The 19,018-nt window shown below is 47.9% G+C and carries 13 protein-coding genes; 9 read left to right on the top strand and 4 right to left on the bottom strand.

The window, feature by feature from the left end; all coding sequences use genetic code 11:
* From HWQ67_RS02460 to HWQ67_RS02440, 5 genes are all read left to right on the top strand, one after another.
* Positions 1-2,847 (top strand): PAS domain S-box protein (locus HWQ67_RS02460; RefSeq protein WP_218251058.1); only part of this gene is annotated, 2,847 nt, incomplete at its 5' end.
* Between the two features lie 9 nt (positions 2,848-2,856).
* Complete coding sequence (locus HWQ67_RS02455) at positions 2,857-4,731, top strand: PAS domain-containing sensor histidine kinase (protein WP_218251057.1); 1,875 nt, start codon at positions 2,857-2,859, stop codon at positions 4,729-4,731.
* 106 nt (positions 4,732-4,837) lie between these two features.
* Complete coding sequence (locus HWQ67_RS02450) at positions 4,838-5,416, top strand: MBL fold metallo-hydrolase (protein ID WP_218251056.1); 579 nt, start codon at positions 4,838-4,840, stop codon at positions 5,414-5,416.
* An 88-nt stretch (positions 5,417-5,504) separates the two neighbouring features.
* Positions 5,505-7,739, top strand: coding sequence for an EAL domain-containing protein (locus HWQ67_RS02445; protein ID WP_218251055.1), 2,235 nt, complete (start codon positions 5,505-5,507; stop codon positions 7,737-7,739).
* Between the two features lie 155 nt (positions 7,740-7,894).
* Positions 7,895-9,853 (top strand): transglutaminaseTgpA domain-containing protein, encoded by a 1,959-nt coding sequence (locus tag HWQ67_RS02440; RefSeq protein WP_218251054.1) that lies wholly within the window; start codon positions 7,895-7,897, stop codon positions 9,851-9,853.
* A 222-nt stretch (positions 9,854-10,075) separates the two neighbouring features.
* Here HWQ67_RS02440 and HWQ67_RS02435 read toward each other — a convergent pair whose 3' ends face one another.
* Both HWQ67_RS02435 and HWQ67_RS02430 read right to left on the bottom strand, forming a co-directional pair.
* Complete coding sequence (locus HWQ67_RS02435) at positions 10,076-12,643, bottom strand: dynamin family protein (protein ID WP_218251053.1); 2,568 nt, start codon at positions 12,641-12,643, stop codon at positions 10,076-10,078.
* Positions 12,636-13,460: a hypothetical protein gene (locus HWQ67_RS02430; protein ID WP_218251052.1), complete on the bottom strand. Its 825-nt coding sequence runs from the start codon at positions 13,458-13,460 to the stop codon at positions 12,636-12,638. The genes HWQ67_RS02435 and HWQ67_RS02430 overlap by 8 nt, the downstream gene beginning before the upstream one ends.
* Before the next feature lie 158 nt (positions 13,461-13,618).
* On the opposite strand from HWQ67_RS02430, the gene tpiA reads away from it, so the two are divergent.
* From tpiA to HWQ67_RS02410, 4 genes are all read left to right on the top strand, one after another.
* On the top strand, positions 13,619-14,359 hold the full coding sequence (gene tpiA / locus HWQ67_RS02425; RefSeq protein ID WP_218251051.1) for a triose-phosphate isomerase: 741 nt from the start codon (positions 13,619-13,621) through the stop codon (positions 14,357-14,359).
* Between the two features lie 6 nt (positions 14,360-14,365).
* Positions 14,366-14,785 carry a preprotein translocase subunit SecG gene (gene secG, locus HWQ67_RS02420; RefSeq protein WP_218251050.1) on the top strand — a complete coding sequence of 140 codons (420 nt, stop codon included), beginning with the start codon at positions 14,366-14,368 and terminating at the stop codon, positions 14,783-14,785.
* Between the two features lie 95 nt (positions 14,786-14,880).
* Positions 14,881-16,257, top strand: a complete 1,377-nt coding sequence (locus HWQ67_RS02415; protein ID WP_218251049.1) for an AAA family ATPase — start codon at positions 14,881-14,883, stop codon at positions 16,255-16,257.
* Positions 16,250-17,248, top strand: a complete 999-nt coding sequence (locus HWQ67_RS02410) for a DUF4435 domain-containing protein (RefSeq protein ID WP_218251048.1) — start codon at positions 16,250-16,252, stop codon at positions 17,246-17,248. The genes HWQ67_RS02415 and HWQ67_RS02410 overlap by 8 nt, the downstream gene beginning before the upstream one ends.
* Positions 17,249-17,341: 93 nt before the next feature.
* On the opposite strand, the gene HWQ67_RS02405 is transcribed toward HWQ67_RS02410, so the two are convergent.
* Together HWQ67_RS02405 and HWQ67_RS02400 are read right to left on the bottom strand one after the other, a co-directional pair.
* Positions 17,342-17,731 (bottom strand): DUF302 domain-containing protein, encoded by a 390-nt coding sequence (locus HWQ67_RS02405; protein ID WP_218251047.1) that lies wholly within the window; start codon positions 17,729-17,731, stop codon positions 17,342-17,344.
* A gap of 44 nt (positions 17,732-17,775) precedes the next feature.
* Positions 17,776-18,894 carry a DUF362 domain-containing protein gene (locus HWQ67_RS02400; RefSeq protein ID WP_218251046.1) on the bottom strand — a complete coding sequence of 373 codons (1,119 nt, stop codon included), beginning with the start codon at positions 18,892-18,894 and terminating at the stop codon, positions 17,776-17,778.
* Between the last annotated feature and the right edge of the window lie 124 nt (positions 18,895-19,018).

The raw sequence follows: 19,018 nt of genomic DNA, 5'->3' as shown, positions 1-19,018 counted from the left end.
GGTATAGTGGCCTGTGATAGCGATGGTGTGTTGAGGCTCTTTAACAAGGCGACATATAAGTTTCATGGCCTGCCGGCTGAACCATTATTGTCGGAGCAATGGGCTGATTACTACGACCTGTACCTGGCCGATGGCAAGACAAGGATGCGCACAAAAGACGTTCCATTGTTCAGGGCGCTTGGAGGGGAGGATGTAACGGATTCCGAAATGGTTATAGCACCAAGAAGTGGTCCGGCCTATGTCCTGTTGGCAACGGGCAGGACATTGATTGACGGCAAAGGCAACAGGCTTGGTGCGGTGGTCTCCATGCACAACATTACCGACAGGAAAAAGGCCGAAAATGAACTCCTCAGGGCATACGACAGATTAGAGGCACTTGTTGCAGAAAGGACGGTACAACTTAGGGCTTCCGAAGAGAAATACAGGACGTTTGTGCAACTGGCCAACGATGCCATATTCATAGCAAACAAAGAGACAGGGATCATCGTAGAGGCAAATGCTATGGCAGAGAGGATGCTGGGCATGACCAGGGAAGAGATCGTCGGGATGCATCAGAGACAACTGCATCCGGTGGCAGATTCTTCCGGAGAGTCTGGATTTTCACCGCTGTTTCTGAAGCACTTAATGTCCGGTGGTAGCTACATGGATGAGGTTGCTCTCATTCGTAAGGACGGACAGGCATTAACTGTCAGCATCAGCTCCAGCGTTATCAGTGTAGACAGTGAGCGGTTAATTATCGGAATATTCAGAGATATCACAGGGCAGAAGGCCATTGAGGAAAGGCTGAAGGAGAGCGAAAAGAAGGCCAGGATTATCTTTGAACAGGCGCCCCTGGGGATTGCCATCAAGGAGTTATATACCGACAAGTTGATACAGATCAACCAGGCATACTGTGACATACTTGGTTACTCCAGGGATGAGGTGTTGAGCGACACCTTTAAAGAGCTAACGTATCCTGCGGACATACGGCCTGAGCATGACAACATTGAGCGTCTTGTCAGCGGCGAGCTATCTCAGTTTAACATGGAGAAGCGATACATCCGCAGGGATCGCAGCGTGGTATGGGTGAGTCTTACATGTGTGCCGCTGTGGATTAGCGATGAGCGACCTGTGTTTTATATCGCCATGGCAGAGGATATCACCGGCAAAAAACACATGGTGGAGGAGATCAGGGTCGAAAGGGACAAGCTCAGGGGAATAATGGAGACTATAAAAGACGGCATCTACATAGTAAACCGTGCCTGTGATATAGAGTTTGTAAACGATGCGATTATCAGTGAGTTTGGTCAACCGGGGGGCCGTAAGTGCTATGAGTACTTTCATGGCAGAACGGAAGTCTGCCCGTGGTGTAAGAATGACGAGGTGTTCTCCGGCAGAAGCGTTACGTGGCAGTGGAACTCGCCTAAGAACAATAAGACGTACTCACTCTTTGATACCCCGATACTAAATATCGACGGATCGGTGTCCAAGTTTGAGATATTCCATGATATCTCCGACATTAAGGACGCCCAGCTGATGATGAAGAGGGAACTTGACCTCCAAAAGGCCGTTGCTGAGTTGTCGGAGGCCCTGCTGTCGCCGGATAAGGATATCGTTGATATTGCCGTTATCGTAAACAGACAGGCAATGAAGTTGACCGACAGCACACACGGATATGTCTCTGAAGTAGACAGGACAACCGGAGATGATGTAGGACATACCCATACAGAGATGATGAGAAACGGCCAGTGTACGGTTGATGCCAGACATCAGCGATTGGCCTTCCCAAGGGGTGAGGGTGGCTATAACGCCCTATGGGGACATGCGTTAAATACCAAACAGGGGTTTTACACAAACAATCCCCAGGGGCATCCGGCGTATAAAGGCTGTGTTCCTACTGGGCACGTCCCGCTGCTAAGGTTTATGTCGGTGCCGGCAATCATACAAGACAGGCTGATTGGTCAGATTGCCCTGGCAAACTCCGAGAGAGACTATACGGATACAGACCTCGACATCATAAGTCGTCTGGCCGCCATCTATGCCATAGCGGTTGAACGCAAGAGGATGGAAGAGCAACTGAGAGACTTAAACGCAAACCTCGAATTACGTGTAAAACAGGCAATCGATAAGGCACAGAGGCAGCAACATATGATGACACAACAATCCAAGATGGCCGCCATGGGAGAGATGCTCGGCCTCATAGCCCACCAGTGGAAGCAACCCCTCAATGCCGTGGCGCTCACCGTCATGGACTTAAAGGATGCCTACAGTTTTGGCGAACTCACCAGGGAGTATATTGAAAAGTCGGTTGATTTAATAACGAGTCAGACCCATTTCATGGCAAAGACAATCGACGACTTCAGGGATTTCTTCAAACCGACAAAGAAAAATGCCCGCTTTGATGTAAAACAGGCCATAGAGGAATTGCTGGCGATGTTTACCAATCTCTTTAACAAGCACGGCATAGATATCCGGGTGCAGGCACAACAAGGTTTAAGCCTGTTTACCGAAGGCTATCCCAATGAGTTTAAGCAGGTGGTCCTCAACATCCTCAACAACTCACGAGACGCCATAATGCACAGACGTAGTACCGGAGACAGGATACATGGCAAGATCGAAATACAACTGCACAACTCTCAAGACAGAGACCAACTAATAATAGCAATAACAGACAATGGCGGTGGCATCCCGGAGGGTATAATGGAAAAGATATTTGAACCGTACTTTACAACCAAGGACTCTGACGGTACGGGCATAGGGCTTTACATGTCAAAGACAATCATAGAGACCAACATGGGTGGCAGTCTGACGGTCAGAAACGTTGACGATGGAGCTGAGTTCACGATTGTGCTTCGTTGTTGTCCGTAGTCGGCAGCCATGCTTAAAAGCGAAGCCCTGTACAGGGAGATATTCACCCACTCGCAAGCTATTATGTGGGTATATGATCCTGAGACCTTGTATATTGTGGAAGTAAATGATTTAGCGTGTGCCTTTTACGGATATGACAGGGAGGAGTTTTGCCGCAAGAAACTGACGGATATTGTACTTAATCCGCAGGAAGAGTTGAACGGCATGGTCAGGGGTGTCCGGCAGGGGAGGCTACGATATCTGAAAAACCGTCACCGTACCTCAACGGGTGAACTCAAAGATGTGGAGGTATATCCTGGGATAATCAAGATAGGCGACAAGGACTACGTGTGTTCAACGATCCACGACATCACACGGCGTGACTTCCTGGAGGACGAGGTCAGATTATCGCAGGAGATACTAAACAACGTTGCCGAGGGTGTATTGCTTGTACGGGCATCTGACGGCGTTATAGTCTATACCAATCCCCAATTTGACAAGATGTTTGGCTATGCGCAGGATGAACTGGCGGGCCGCCACGTCTCCATCCTGAATGCGCCAACGGATACAGACCCAATGGAAAAGGCCCGTGAGATCATGCAATCTCTCAATAAAAACGGGGTATGGTGCGGTGAGATACTCAACGTCAAAAAAGATGGCACGCCTTTTTGGTGCTATGCCACCGTGTCAACCTTTCAGCATGGCAGGCATGGCACAGTATGGGTATCGATACATATCGACATAACAGAACGGCGTGAGCTGCAACAGAGGTTACTGGCGCAGATAAAATTTTCCGATGCGGTTATAAATTCCCTGCCAGGGGTGTTTTATCTCTTTGACGATACGGGTAAGTTTCTGCGATGGAATAAAAACACGGAGACTGTTACAGGATACTCAGACAAAGAGATATCTGCCATGCAACCGACTGATTTCTTTACAGGTGATGACAGGGAAGCGATTGTCAGGACAATATCTGACACATTAAAAAACGGCAAAGGCAACGTAGAAGCTACTCTTTGCACTAAGTATGGCCGATTACTCCCCTACTACTTCAACGGATTCATGATAGAGCTTCAAGGCAAACGATGTCTTGTCGGCATTGGCATAGACATATCCGAGCGTAAAGAGATTGAACGAAAAATAAAGGATATAAACCTGAATCTGCAAGAGAGAGTTAATGAAGAAGTTGAAAAGAATCTCGTCAAAGACAGGATCATGCTTGAGCAATCCCGCCATATCGCCATGAGTGAGTTGCTCATGAACATATCCCACCACTGGCGGCAACCCCTGTGTGCAATCGGTCTGTTAATCCAGGACATAAAGGACGCCTATTTGCATAACGAATTAGACATTGCCTACATAGAAAGCAATGTTGACGTTGTGATGTATGAGCTCAACACGTTGTCTGATATAATAGCCAATTTCCAAAACTTCTATGTCAACGACAAAGTACAAAGGCATTTCAACATTGCCAAAGAAATAGACAAAGCCATAATGTTGTTATCAGGATATATAAAAGACAAGGGGATCGTGATAGACAAGACATTGGATGATGAGTTGATGATACAGGGCTTTCCCAATGAGTTTGCCCAGGTAATCTTAAACATCCTGACCAATGCCAGGGACGCATTCGAACAAAGAAACGTTATCAATGGTGTTATCAAGCTAAATGCCTACAAAGACAACTCCACGGGTCATACAATCATAACCATCGCCGATAACGGCGGCGGCATCCCGCCCAATATAATAACCAAGGTATTTGACCCCTACTTTACCACCAAGCACAAGGCACGTGGAACAGGCAATGGCCTGTATATGGCAAAAGCGTTAATCGAACAAAACATGAACGGTACCATATCGGTCAGAAATATTGACAACGGATGCGAATTCAGGATTTGTTTATAAGGATATTCGGTAAACAAGACATAGAAGGGGTCAAGGGGGCTGGCCCCCTTGCAGGGGGGTCTGAGGGGGGGCAGAGCCGCCCCCTTCTTTGTCTTTTTCTTTGTTAATGATTGAGTTAAAGGTACTAAAGCCTGGCTACACGATTGAGCTAGGCAACAACCAGATACGTGCCGATGGTTCGATAACCCTTGTCAGGGGGCCAAAGAACCTCATCGTAGACACCGGCAGTCCGCATGACAGGGAGATAATCCTTGACTGTCTCAATGGCGAGGGCCTGGGGACTGGCGACATTGACTACGTGGTCTGCACGCACGGTCACTGCGACCACGTCGGTAACAACAATCTGTTCCGTGAGGCGGTGTTTATCGTCTGTCGCGATATCTCGCGCGGGGACTTGTACACCGTGCATGACTTTACAGGCGGGCCGTATGTCATAGCTGCGGGTATCAGCGTAATAGCGACCCCGGGGCATACCTCGCAGGATGTCAGCGTCATTGTGGAGACCTCAATCGGGACGGTGGCCGTTGTAGGTGACCTGTTCGAGTGTGAGGACGACATCAGGGATGAGTCTCTGTGGCAACGCTGCAGCGAAGACCCGGCCCTACAGCATCAGAGCAGGCAGAGGGTCATGCAGGTGGCTGATTACATAGTCCCAGGGCATGGGCCGATGTTTGCCGTATGTTAAACACCCCTTTGACCAATTATTTCTTACATTCGGAATTATGGTATACTAAAGTCACGGGTATACTAAAAAACTAAGGGCTGATAAAAAAATGGAACAGACGGATTTACTTGGCGACATACTCAGTTCATCGATAGACATTTCAATAGTGGCGACTGATTTGCAGTTTGTCATAACCTACTGTAACCGGGTGGGGGAGCACCTCTTTGGGTGTAAGGCAGGTGAGCTGATTGGCAAGTCGGTCATAGACATCCATAACAGTCGCGGGGTGGACATGGCGTGGTTTGATGCCGGGATAAAGGCCGTCAAGACCACGGGGAGCTTCATGTATGCCTACAAACAGGTACGAGGCAAGAACATCCGCTATATCGAGTCGAAGGTATCGGCCCTCCACAATGGCGACGGAAGTCAGGTGGGATACGCCATGACGTCCAGGGATGTGACGGACAACAGGATCGTGGAACTTGCCCTGCGCCGTCACATAGAGATAGACAGGTTCAAGGCCGAAATATCGACCCGTTTCATAAAAGTTGCAGCCGATGCCCTCTTTGACGAAATCAATGCAACAATTGCTATGATTGGCAGGTTCCTGTCGGTGGACAGGGGGTACGTGTTTATCAGCGAAATGGCTGATGTGGCCGTGGAACCATACGTGTATGAATGGACTGCCCATGGTGTCAAGCCGTGCCTTGGGGTGGTGAAGAGGATGACACGACGGCGGTTTCCGTGGCTTATGGGGATGGTCAAAAAGGGGGATTTCTTTGCGCTCAGTTCGATGCCGCAGGTGTCTTCGCAGACCGAGCAACAGGCGCTGATGCTTATGGGCATTAAGTCAACGGTCGTAGTGCCGATGGCCTGTGGCGGTAAGGTGGCAGGCTTTTTGTGGTTTGCTACAACCACCGATGAAAGGGCATGGAGCGAAGAAGACATCATGCTCATAAAGATGGCAGGTGACATATTTATCAACGCCATTGTCAGAAACGAAACACAACAACGCCTGCAACAGTTGGCACACTTTGACGTGCTGACCAACATCCCCAACCGCATGTTGTTTAACGACCGTCTGACTCAGGCCATGGAGCAGGCCCTGCGCAGCGGCAAGAAGCTGGCCGTGTTGTTTTTGGACCTTGACAGGTTCAAGACGATAAACGACACCCTGGGCCACGACGTGGGTGACATGCTGCTACAGGAGACGGCAGTCCGCCTGGGACGTTGTATCCGTCGCTCCGACACGGTGGCCCGTATGGGAGGGGATGAGTTTGCGATCATCATCAACAACGTAAGCAACAGCGTGTCGGTTACAAATGTGGCAAAGAAGATAATCCGGGCGCTGTCTGAGCCGTTTTATATCAACGACCATGAGTGCTCTATTGGAGTCAGCATCGGTATCAGTATCTTCCCCACCGATTCGGATAACACGGTAACCCTGCTTAAGTACGCCGATATAGCAATGTACCAGGTCAAGACCCATGGCAAAAACGATTACCGGTTCTATTGCCCCAGCATGAATGAAAAGGCCATAAGACGTCTTGGCATAGAGAACCTCCTGCGCAAGGCACTTGACAGGGGGGACGGCCTTGATGTGCTGTATCAACCCCACGTTGACATATACTCGGGGCAGATTAAGGGCATGGAAGGGATTTTACGGTGGCACACGCCTGAGATGGGTGACATATCCCCATCGGAGTTTATAGCAGTGGCCGAGGAGGCATCCCTCACAGTGCCCCTGGGCAGTTGGATGCTCAGAGAGGTCTGCAGGCAGAACAGACTGTGGACGGTAGAGGGTTTCAATCACATCCGGATGGCCGTCAAGCTCCTGGGCAGTCAGTTCAAACACAGACAGATACTGGATATTATCACGAAGACCATTAAGGAAACCTCCATAGAGCCTGCCAACCTGGAAATTGAACTGACCGAAGATACACTGATGTGGGACATTGATGAGTCGATCAAGGCGCTCTGGAGGCTTAAGGATGAAGGGTTTAATATAACCATTGACGACTTTGGAACCGGACACTCCTCCCTGTGTTACCTCAAGCGTTTCCCCATCGATGCACTTAAAATGGATAAGACGCTGGTACAGAGAATCGTAACTGACGCCGATTACTCAGCCATTGCAAGGGCCATCGTTGCCTTTGCCCATACGCTCAACCTACGGGTCATAGCCGAGGGCGTAGAGACCCTGGACCAACTGGAGTTCCTGCGCACCATCAGGTGTAACGAAGTACAGGGGGCAATATTCAGTTCCCCCGTTAAACCGGATGTCATATCCCAAATGCTTGCAGAAGAAAAGCAATTTAACGTCCGTAACCAAAAAAGACTATAAATAAGTAATGAGCAAAGGTTTTTATATAAGCAACAGGGTTGAGCATCATGGGGTCAAGGGGGCTGGCCCCCTTGCGGGGGAGGTCTGAGGAGGGGGCGGAGCCGCCCTCCTTCTTTCTTCTTTGCATATAAAATTAATGATGGACAGGAGCTTATATGACCATAACGTCATATTTTAAGGGGCATAGCCAAATCGAGGTAGAACGCCTCCTGAAGGGCGTAACGTATGTGGTTGCGGCCTTTGCGTATCTGTCTGTCTGTCGTTATATCGGGTTGGTCTACAGCGGGCTTTTCATAGCCCTGATGGCCCTGTCGGTGTACCTGGAGTACGTCAGGGGGTACTTTGTCCCCCGGTGGGTGGTCAACGCCTTGTCGGTAACGGTGATAGTGCTCTCCCTGTATCGCGTCTATGCCGAAGACCTGCTCGAACCTACGGTTGAGACCCTTGCCATACTCCTGACAATCAAGTTCATGGAGGAAAAGAAGTTCAGGGATTACATGCAGATATATATGATCAGCGTGTTTCTGCTTACCGGCTCTGCGCTGTTATCCATAGACTTTATCTTTTTGGTGTTTTTCATATTGATCTTTTTCCTTGTCTCAATCTCCGTGGTGCTACTGACCTATCACACGGAGTCTCCATCGCTGCGGTTAGACAGGGGCGCCATGTACAAGATAATAAGCCGTTCGATGTTGATTCCGCTGATGTCGATACCGCTTACGGCGTTGATATTTATGGTACTGCCCAGGACGAACTTTCATTTTCTCGGTTTTTTGGGCCGGGCATCCGTAGGGCGGGCTGGCTTTGCAGACAACGTCCTCCTGGGTGATGTATCAAACATACAGTTGGACTCAAGTATCATATTCAGGGCACAGATGGAACCCCTCGGCAGTGAACACCTCTACTGGCGCGGCATCGTCTTTGACCACTTTGACGGAACCTCCTGGGAGGCTACGGAGCAGGAGCCTGTCTGGGCACTAAACAACATGCCCATCAAGGGCAGGATGGTCAGACAGACTATATACCTCGAACCCTACGGCAACAAGTACATGTTCACACTCGATAAACCAATCATTGTCTACCACCGTCAAAGAACCCTCTACCAGAACTTTGTCGTAATGGCCCCCGATGACATAAAGTCAAAGATGCGCTACGACGCCGTATCCATCCTTGCGGTGCGCGACTATGGCGTAAAAGACGACGAAACGAGATTCCTGCAACTACCTGATGATTTGTCGCCCGATATCATTGCGCTGACAAAGACGCTCACCGCCGGGATGAACAAAAAAGAGGCAATGGCCTCACTTGTGGGTTATTTGCGCGATGGCCAGTACAAGTACTCTACGGAGAAATTGCCACGGAGTCCCACCCCCCTGGTGGACTTTCTCTTTAAGCACAAGTATGGCAACTGTGAGTACTTTGCCTCCGCCCTTGCCGTGATGCTTCGGGCATCGGGTATCTCTGCCAACGTCGTCGGCGGATACAAGGGCGGCCTCTACAATGCCGTTGGGGGGTACTACATAGTGCTCCAGAAAAACGCCCACGTCTGGGTCGAGGCCTACCTCAAGGACACCGGCTGGGTCAGGCTTGACGCCACTCCCGTAAATTCCGTGGACATGACCGCAGATGACAAAAAAATGTTCATGCAGCTCAGACTCCTCTTTGACTCAATCAACTACCTGTGGAATTCCCTGGTCATCAACTATAACCTTGATAAGCAACTATCCCTGTTTCAGAAGATATACCACAGCACACGTCTGAAGGGGCTGAATCTTTCGTTTCACAGGCTCAAGCCGGCAGGTATTGCCATTGGCAGTGTTGCCGCGCTGTTTGTTTTGTTTAAACTGTACCGCCTGTTGCGAAATCGCAGGTCAGTGGAAATCAGATTGATCAAGTCTTTCACCGGCACGCTCAAGGGCTATGGATATGAGCGTCTGCCCTCTCAGGGACTTGAGGAGTTCGTACAGACCATCCGGGAAGAGGAACTGAGAACACCGGCAACGGTCTTCGTCCTCGAATTTGAGCGCCTCTACTACAAGGACAAAATTTTCACAAAAGAACACGTCAGAGACCTCAAGACACAACTGGCTATGCTGAAAAACTATAGGGCATAAAGGTATCCTCTTTAAAAAGCAGGGTAATCTTTATTTCACGGGTAAAAGGCATGGATTCCTGCTTTCGCAGGAATGACAGTTACAGCCGTTTTCTAAGTGTGTCATTCCTGGCTTGACCAGGAATCCAAGATGCGTAAAAGTATAGTTACCATGAAACACAAAGAAGTTACGCATAAAGTTTCGATTTGGATTAAATACAAAAATACCACATATCCTGGCCGGCTACTTTCTTGCCAGAAGCTCGAACTGCTCTTTTAACACATACTCATCAAAGGGGTCATCCAGGGGGATACCCTGATACCTCCAATCTCTGATGCATTGGTCTGCTTTGAGGTTTTCGCGGAGTATCTTTTGGGCAAATTCGTTGAAGTAATTATACCTTATTTCGAAGTTCTCATATATAAACCACTTGACACCACCGGGGTGAAATATCTTGTTGACTTCACTGATGGCCTCGTCAAACATGATATGCAGCCTGTCCTTTTGAAAGTGTGCAGCGCCGGGGTAGAGCAACAACAGCTTGTCTCTGTGCTGATGTATGAGATTGAAAAACAGGTTCCTCTCCACAATGTCGGTAAGAGCAGAGCCAACCCTGTGGAGGTCGCTCACCAATAACTGTATCACATCCGCCCGTTGACACAGGTTGTTTGCCCGCGCCACCTCAAGGGATTTAAGACCGTTGCCCAGGACGTAGAAAGATACCCTGTTGCTGAGTTCGCCATCGATTGTGACGGCCCTGATATCAGTGTCGCTGTCCTGCACGTTTAAGGCAAAGGGGGGTTCCGTCTCCGTCAGGGGGCTGACCGCCTCATCAGTCAGCCTCATCAGACGTCTCAGGAAATTGACCTGGGAGTCGTAGTCGTCTCCAACAAAGACAACGGTCTTGCGCTCTTTGCCGGATATCCCGGAGAGGCACTTGAGATAATAGAAATGAAACAGCCCCTCAAATAAACGATTCCCAAGCTGTATGAACAGACTTCTGTGAGGCGCCTTTTTCCGCTCGGCAGAAGGTTTCCTGGCATATATGATATTGTTGCCAATGCCGAGGCGTTGTTTGTTTTCATTATGCAGACAGGATATATCCTCAAGGAGTTTGTCGATATCCATGCCGATGACTTCCAGGCCTCTGCACTGTGTCTCCGCATACGTAGGGGCTCTCTCTATCTTGCTGATATCATCCTCTATGGCGGATATCTTGCTTTGCAGGGGGGCAATAAAGGTGTAGAATATCATGCCGTCCCACCACTGAAGATGCTTTAGCAGCGGTTCAAAGAATAGCTTTAACGACACCCGGAGGTCATCAATGTACCGGGTCTTGTCTATATATTCGCCCTCCCCTTCCTTGTGCTCCCGCCAGAAGGACAGCTTTGTCGGACTCTTTGTACCTTCGATTGCCTCAGCTATACGTTTTTTTTGTACGTTAGGGAGAAAAAAACTGATCTTGTTGAGGTTTTGAATATCCGTTCGCCTTATTTCCAGACCAAGGTCTGTGAAGTGTTGCCTGTATATGTCCCTGGCGTTGTCCAGGGCGTTGAGAAAGTCAGTCTTTATCATCTTGATCTCCTCACCAATGGCATGTGCCCTGGCTATAAACCCCTTGTCGTGCATAGGGTTGTAGTCGTACCGATAGGTGAACAGCCTTGAAAGCTCGGAACTGTATTTGTTATACAATGCCGGATAGGACAGCTTGTCCGTCCAATGCGACACTACAGTGTTCTTATTTCCGACAATTATGCCATGATAGTCTTTCAGTACCTTCAGGTATCCGGTTCTTTCTTCTACATATACCTCTTTTTTGCTTTCCTGCCTTATCGTATTTTTTATGAGGTTATTTAGCGTCTTTGTCTCATCTATGGTCTTTCGTAAGTTTCTTAGTGTAAATTCAGACTGTAGCTCTTTCGTTACACTCTTAACAACGTAGATGAGGTCCTCCAGTCCTGAATCCTGCCATTGGGTTAGCTCTCCGGTTCTGAGATAGTTAAAAGCGGTGGTTGTCTCAACCTGTACGATGGGGGCGTATTTTAGCTTTGAATAGGGATTGATAGCCCTTTCAAAGTCATTCTTATAGTTGTCAAGCAACGTAACGACAGGCTCCGATGCACCATCGCCATAGGTCTGTTCAACAACTGCCCCCTTGCACGTCTGTACGAAGATAATTCGCTGCTCTGCATCCATTATCTGATTCAGTATCCTCCTGTCCGTCTCCTTCATGGGGCTTCTTATGGACGACAGGTAGATGATGAGGTCGGCCTGGGGAAGGAACTCACGCAGGGTCAGGTCCTCGTGTTCCTTTAACCCGTAGGCATCCAGTCCGGGGGTATCCGCTATTTCGATGCCTTTATCCAGGAGCAACGTCGGCAGGCCAATCCTCAAATATTTTACGTTATATCTGTTTTGAGGGTTTTCGTCCTCGGAGGTATATTGCCAGATGGAATCTTCAAGGGCTTTTTGACCGCGCTTTTTGATTGGGGGAGCGTTTTCAAAGTGTATCTCTAATTGCGGCTCGTCAGATTTTGAACAGAACACAATCATGTTGGTCGTGGCCTTGCTCTGCTCCTTCAGTACCTTCACCCCTGCGCCAAGCAGGACGTTTAACAGGGAAGACTTTCCGGAGCTGGTGATACCAACCAGTCCACACTTTATGATGTTCTTTGAGAATGCCTCTATGTTGTTTTCGAGATTTGCTATCCTCCTGTTTAACTGCGCTATGCCAAGGCCACTTAGCCGATACAGGATGGTCGTAATGTTAGCCAAAAACTCATTTATCTTCAGATTATCGCTATCAAGCACCCTGCGACCTTTCTTTTCGCCATATCTGGGCAATTGTCTTGATGTTTACATACTTCTCTATGTTTTCGGATATATATTTTCTTATGTCGTTGGTATAGTCCAGGATAAGTGACCTGGTTGTTTTTTCCATCCGTGCCAGCCTGTCATCCATCCTGGCTGTAAGGGTCTCTGTCAATTCGTCCTTGACAATCACAACAAACATGCTGAGTAAATCTATTGGTTCTCTATTGGTACCTGGCTGGAGGTTACCCCTGTCTCCAATGTATGTCTTTGCCTCATGCCAAATGCTCATTATGAGCGACCTGATTGTTGTTTCCATCCGTGTCAGCCTGTCATCCATACCGATTGTAAGAGTCTCTGTCAATTCGCCCTTGACAACCCCCAGAAACCTCCTCAGCAAGTCCATTTGCTCGTTGTCAATCTTTGAACCGGATTCAGTTTTGGTTTCAACGTATGTTTTCACCTCAAACAAGATATTAAGCACCTGCGTCATCGTCTTTTCCAGTGCGTTGTGTGTCTTGTTAATCGTTCGCAAGGTCTCCCCTATGGAGGATATCTCCGCCCTGATGTGTTTTATTTCCTCTGCATCAATCTGTGGTTCCCTGTGCTGTTGTTGAGTTCTCAGATGGCTTTCTATGCTGTCATCTATGTATCTCTTCAGTTCATCGTTAGAGTTCCGCAACAGGGTTGAGACCTCATTACGCAACAACTCCCTTATCAGATTGCTTGCCTGACCCGCTATGCCGCTGACTATTTCATCGGAGAGCTTGCTTATTATAGTCTTGCTTACTACGTCTATGTATAATTCGTCTTTCATCTGCACAATTATCCTCAAAAATTTTTTAACTTCGTAAATTTAGCACATTTGCCCGTTTTTTGTCAATGGTCGGTAGCACTAGTCTTTTACCGTGGTTGACTTATACGTTTAATTCATTTATACTATAGTTTATTTATCTCAGGAAGGAGTTTATGATTATGCGAACACCGTGTATAGCAGCAAACTGGAAAATGTATAAGACGACGGCGCAGACCGTTGAGTTTATAACTGGATTTCTCCCCGGGGTGAAGTCCGTTACGGACGTGGAGATTGTCATAGCGCCACCGTTTACTTCGCTGTCTAAGGCAGGGGAGATGCTAAAGGGTAGCAACGTGAAGCTATCGGCGCAGGATATGTACTTTGAGGCAGAGGGGGCTTATACCGGAGAGATATCCACGGGTATGCTCATCGACGTAGGATGTTCCTATGTGATCGTGGGACACTCCGAACGGCGGCAGTATTTTAATGAGAGTGACGAGTTCTGCAACAAAAAGATACGGGCTGCCATGGCCGCAGGACTGAGTGTCATCTACTGTATAGGCGAAACGCTTCAGGAGAGAAACGACGGCAAGACCTTCGATGTCATAAAGCGTGAGATAGAGGGTGGTTTAAAGGACGTTGCCCCCGAGAAACTGGTAATTGCGTATGAACCGATCTGGGCAATTGGCACCGGCGTTACGGCAACACCGCAGCAGGCACAGGAGGCACATGCCTACGTCAGGGAGCAGCTCAAGGGTGTCTACGGCGGCAAGGCCGATGAGATACGCATACAGTATGGCGGCAGTGTCAAGCCCGAAAACATCGCAGAGTTGATGACAAAACCCGATGTTGATGGTGCCCTCGTTGGCGGGGCGAGTCTCAAGGCGGACAGCTTTGAGAAAATCGTCAAGTTCAGGTAGACATCGATGCATGTATTGTTGATGACTCTGCACATAATCGTTTGTTTTGTAATCGTGTTTGTGGTGCTTGTGCAAAGCTCCAAGGGGGCGCAGATGGGTGCGGCCTTTGGGGGTTCCAGTCAGACCGTTTTTGGCAGTCGTGGGGCCGCAACGTTTCTGACAAAGCTGACGACAACAACGGCGATAGTGTTTATGATTACCTCATTTCTGTTGTCATTTATAGAGGCCCGGCGGGTCTCTGTGATAGAAGCGCCTGCACAATCGCAGACCTCCACCCCTGCCGATAAAGCCAAGTTGCCTGCCGGAGGGGTTGGCGTTGCACCGCAGAAGGATAAGCCTGCCCCACCACCCGCTGAAGGCAAGCTGCCTGTCCAGGATGGTAAGCCACAATCCGCAGGCAAAGAAACCACTACGGATAAAAAATAGACAAACAATCCCCACCCCCCTGCCATAACGGGGGGGTAGTCTCTTTCCATTGTACTTGGGGGTATGTATATCCAGAGGTGAAGACGGAGGTTATTATGTGTGGTAACATAGAGAGGTTTCAGATCATAGACCTGCATGGCTATAAGAATCTGGATATCAAGATTGAAGACAACACGATTATACTCGTAGGTGAAAATGGCAGCGGAAAGACAACGGTATTGCGTCTTCTCTATTACTTCCTATCCGGGCAATGGAGTTTATTGGTTCCATATAAATTTGCAAGATTGGTTGTCACCGTCGATGGGAGTGAGCATACATTACCATATGACAGCCTTGAAAAGTATGGTTCAAGAGTAAAACATAATTTTTTTCGCCACGTTGCACCACCTATTCGACAAGAATTCCTTGAATTTTGGAGACGTAGAGGGGGAAACATTACACCTCAAGAATTAGAAATTTTCTGTGGCAAATACGATATTCCATTAAGGTATGCCATAAAAGAGTTGGAATCAAATGAATTTGAACTATCGATAAAAGAACAAGGTAAAGAGCTTGAGGACATTTATTCAAAACTACAAAAATCGCTAAACACACAGATTTTATATCTCCCAACGTACAGACGTATTGAACAAGGCCTTAAGTCAATCTTTGGAATGAGTTACGAAAAAGAGTGGCGTCAAAATAGGCGTTACATTATACCACAAAAACGTTCTATTTCCTATGTTGAACTCATTGAATTCGGAATGGAGGATGTTGACGAAGCAATAGAGGAAAATCTTGGAGAGTTAAAAGATTTTGCCCGTAAAACCCTAAATTCACTGACTCTTGGATATTTGGGTGATGTGGTTGATGAAAGATACTCTGAAGTGAAGATTGAAGACATACAAAATAAATCCGAAGAAGCAATTAAATTGATTTTGAACAGGATACAAGCAGATATCCTGTCTGAGGATCAAAAGAAACATTTGTTAGACAAGATAGAAAAAGTTAAACAAGACGGTTCTTTAAAAACAGACGAACACGCTAAAGTAATTTGCCACTACTTGCTCAAGTTATTGCAATTTCAAGAGGAACTGAGCAAAAAGGAATCTCAAATGAGGGCGTTCTGTGGGGTTTGTAACGAATATATGGGAGATAAACGACTTGACTATGATAGCGCAAATTTCCTTTTTTCAATCAAATTAAAGGAACCAAATAAAACCAGTCAAGATATTGAACTCGAGTATCTGTCCTCAGGAGAGAAACAGATTGTGTCTCTGTTTAGCCACCTCTATCTCTCAGGTGAGGGCAGATACATTGTAATCATTGATGAACCGGAACTCTCCCTCTCTCTCCCATGGCAGAGGCGATTTCTGACCGATATTAAAAACGGGACATTTTGCTCCGGGCTTATTGTGGCTACACATTCCCCTTTCGTGTATGACAACGAACTTGAAAGATACACCCACGGGCTTGGCGAATTTTATGAGTGAAACGACATCCCCTGCAAATATACTGGAGGCTCTTAACAAAGCAAAAGATAGCCCAACCCCCTTCTATCACGAGTTTCGTATGCGTTGGAACAAGAAGGCAATGTGTGTTTACGGCTTTGTAGAAGGTAAAGATGACCTGTCATTTTACAAGGGCAAGATAAATGACAGACTACCGGGACAATGGAGGGTTGACTTGTTAGTGGCTCGAAACAGAAATAATGTGATTGCGCTTTACAAAGGTTTTGATTGGACACGATATCCCAAACACCAAATAGCCTTTTTTATAGACCGTGACCTCTCCGATTTTCTAAGAGAATCGTTGCCGGATGACGTTAATGTCTACATAACAGACAACTACTCCATAGAAAATGATTTTGTCGATAGAGAGACCTGCTCCAGAGTAATGACTGAGGTCTGTAGTTTATATTCATTTGAGAAGAATTTGCTGGAAGATTTATTGGATACAATTCTTGACCTTTTTGATGAACAACTTTTAGCCTTTCAGGACAGCATGGTAACCGTGATGGCTTGGTGTATATATTGGATGCGCAAAGGGGAAAAAGTTTATTTAGACAATATCAACATGGGAGACATGTTTGCCGTAAGAGAAGGCAGAGTGCAGATGCTCCCCTTTCCCAATGAACGGTTTTCGACAATTGAGGAGTATATACACAATAAGGCTAAAATCAGCTATGTGCCAGGTGTTGACATTACAAATATAGAAAAAGAATTTAAAGAGCAAGGCAGACATCTGAAATTTGTAAGAGGCAAGTACGTGTTATGGTTTTTTGTAGAGTTTATTTTATCTGTCTATACCAATATATCTAAGTTTTCTAAGAAATTCACCAGACCTCCCAAGATGCATGTCAACCTAAATGAAACTAATGCTATAATCCTGGTTGCCCCCAGGTCCCGTATTCCAGAGTCTCTCAGGAGTTTTATCGAACAGACGTATATCACATACATTCACGGACGCATGGGCACCGTCTGAATCTGACCTCCTCAGACGGCTTCATCAGAATCCTCCGGACGATTTCTTCTGCAATTAATTATTTATGCCCATGATCGGTTTGCTTTCAACGCCCTACACTGCCTCTTGTACGATCTTGAGGATGGCCTTATCGACCTCTTGGGCAACCGCCTTGATGCCTGCATCGGGATAAAAATCCGCTATGACGTTGGGTCTCAGTGCGCTTACGAACACCTTGCCACCCTCCTCGTAGACGCATATGGGGCAGGGAAGCATCAGGGATATCTTTATGTCAGCCTTTAACACCTTGTCGGCATAGCCGGGATTACAGACCTCGATAATCTTCAGGGCGCTCCTGTCGTAGCCCTTGGATGCCAGGGTTGCCTTTACGTCATGGATGTGGAGCACGCCAAACCCGTTGGCCTTGCTGCGCTCTGTGATATCCTCAACGACCTTGTCAAAACCCTTTGCGGTCTCAACCGTGTAATCAAACTTGGTGTCCACTGTGTGTTGCCTCCTGAAATGTTTTTTTGATAAAAAAAACGCCTCTATGTAAGCGTAATCAACTCGTATGATGAAGTTCCCAGGCCAAGGTGTTGTGCCTCGTCAAGCTGGAATTCGTACGGTTTTGCGTGCATGGCCTTGAAGACGTCGCCCGTGAGGCCGTCGGCTGCCGATGATGGCAGCGGTCTTTCCTTAAGCACCAGGTCTATGGATGCCTGCTCTATGGCCACCACGTCGTCGCTAACCAGGATACCAATGTCCTGGACCATCGGCACGTCTGCCGTGGGCATACAGTCACACTCTGGCTGTATCTCTGTGAGGAAGTTTATGTATAACACCTTTGAGGGAGCAAACGTGCCAAGCACCACCCCTGCGGCCTCCGCCATGGAGCGCATGAAACGCTCATCATCCCCCGGAAAATCAATCGCCGAGGCAGGGCATACCCGTTGACACCGTCCGCATCTCCAGCACTTGTCGCCGTTCCACACCATCTTCTCCTCAACAAACGTGATCACCTCAAGGGGACAGACCTCAACGCACTGCATGCACAGTTGACACAGGTCCTGCTCCCAGCGCATCATACCCTCCCCTATTGTGTGCATGGAGCCTCTGCCGCACTTCCAGCCACAGTGCCTGTGCGAGGAACTCACCCCGCCCATGGCAAGGTTCTTTATCGCCCCGGCATAACCGGCGTTTATATGCCCCTTTACATGCGAACACACCACCATCGCCGTTACGTCGTGTATGACCGATGCCACGGCTATCTCTTTTAATATGCTACCGGCCTTTACAAGTATGCTGTCCTTGCCATACAGACCGTCGGCAAGTATGACGGGCGCTCCCACCGAAAGATGATTTATCCCGTTGGCGTTTGCCACTTCGAGGTAATCCAGCCCCTGGATTCTCACGGTGTCTGTTACGAACGGCTTGGCCCCCACGCCCCTGAGTGCATCTACGACTGTTCTCAGAAAGGTTGGTCGCACTATCCTGTGGGCGCCCGGTGAGCCAAAGTGCGTTTTGACCGCCACCCACTCATCCCTGTTGAAGTACGCCGACAGTCCCACTTCTGCCATCAGTCGTTGCAGCTTGCCCGGCATGCTGTCGCTGTAGCGCCACTTTGTTGACCGTGCCGTTGCAAAGTATACCTTCGCCGTCTTTTTCATCTGACCATTATTATAACATATTAGTTTGACAATGTCATATTACAAACTCTGCAATTAAAAGATGTCTGAACCACGATTTAACGGATTAAGAGATTATCAGGATTTGTGTTAAAGAAGACCTCAT

The sequence above is a fragment of the Candidatus Magnetobacterium casense genome (assembly GCF_019173545.1).
GTDB classification, from domain to species: Bacteria; Nitrospirota; Thermodesulfovibrionia; order Thermodesulfovibrionales; family Magnetobacteriaceae; genus Magnetobacterium; species Magnetobacterium cryptolimnobacter.
The sequence above is the reverse complement of the archived record's forward strand: the minus strand, read 5'-3'. Positions and strand labels throughout refer to the sequence as shown.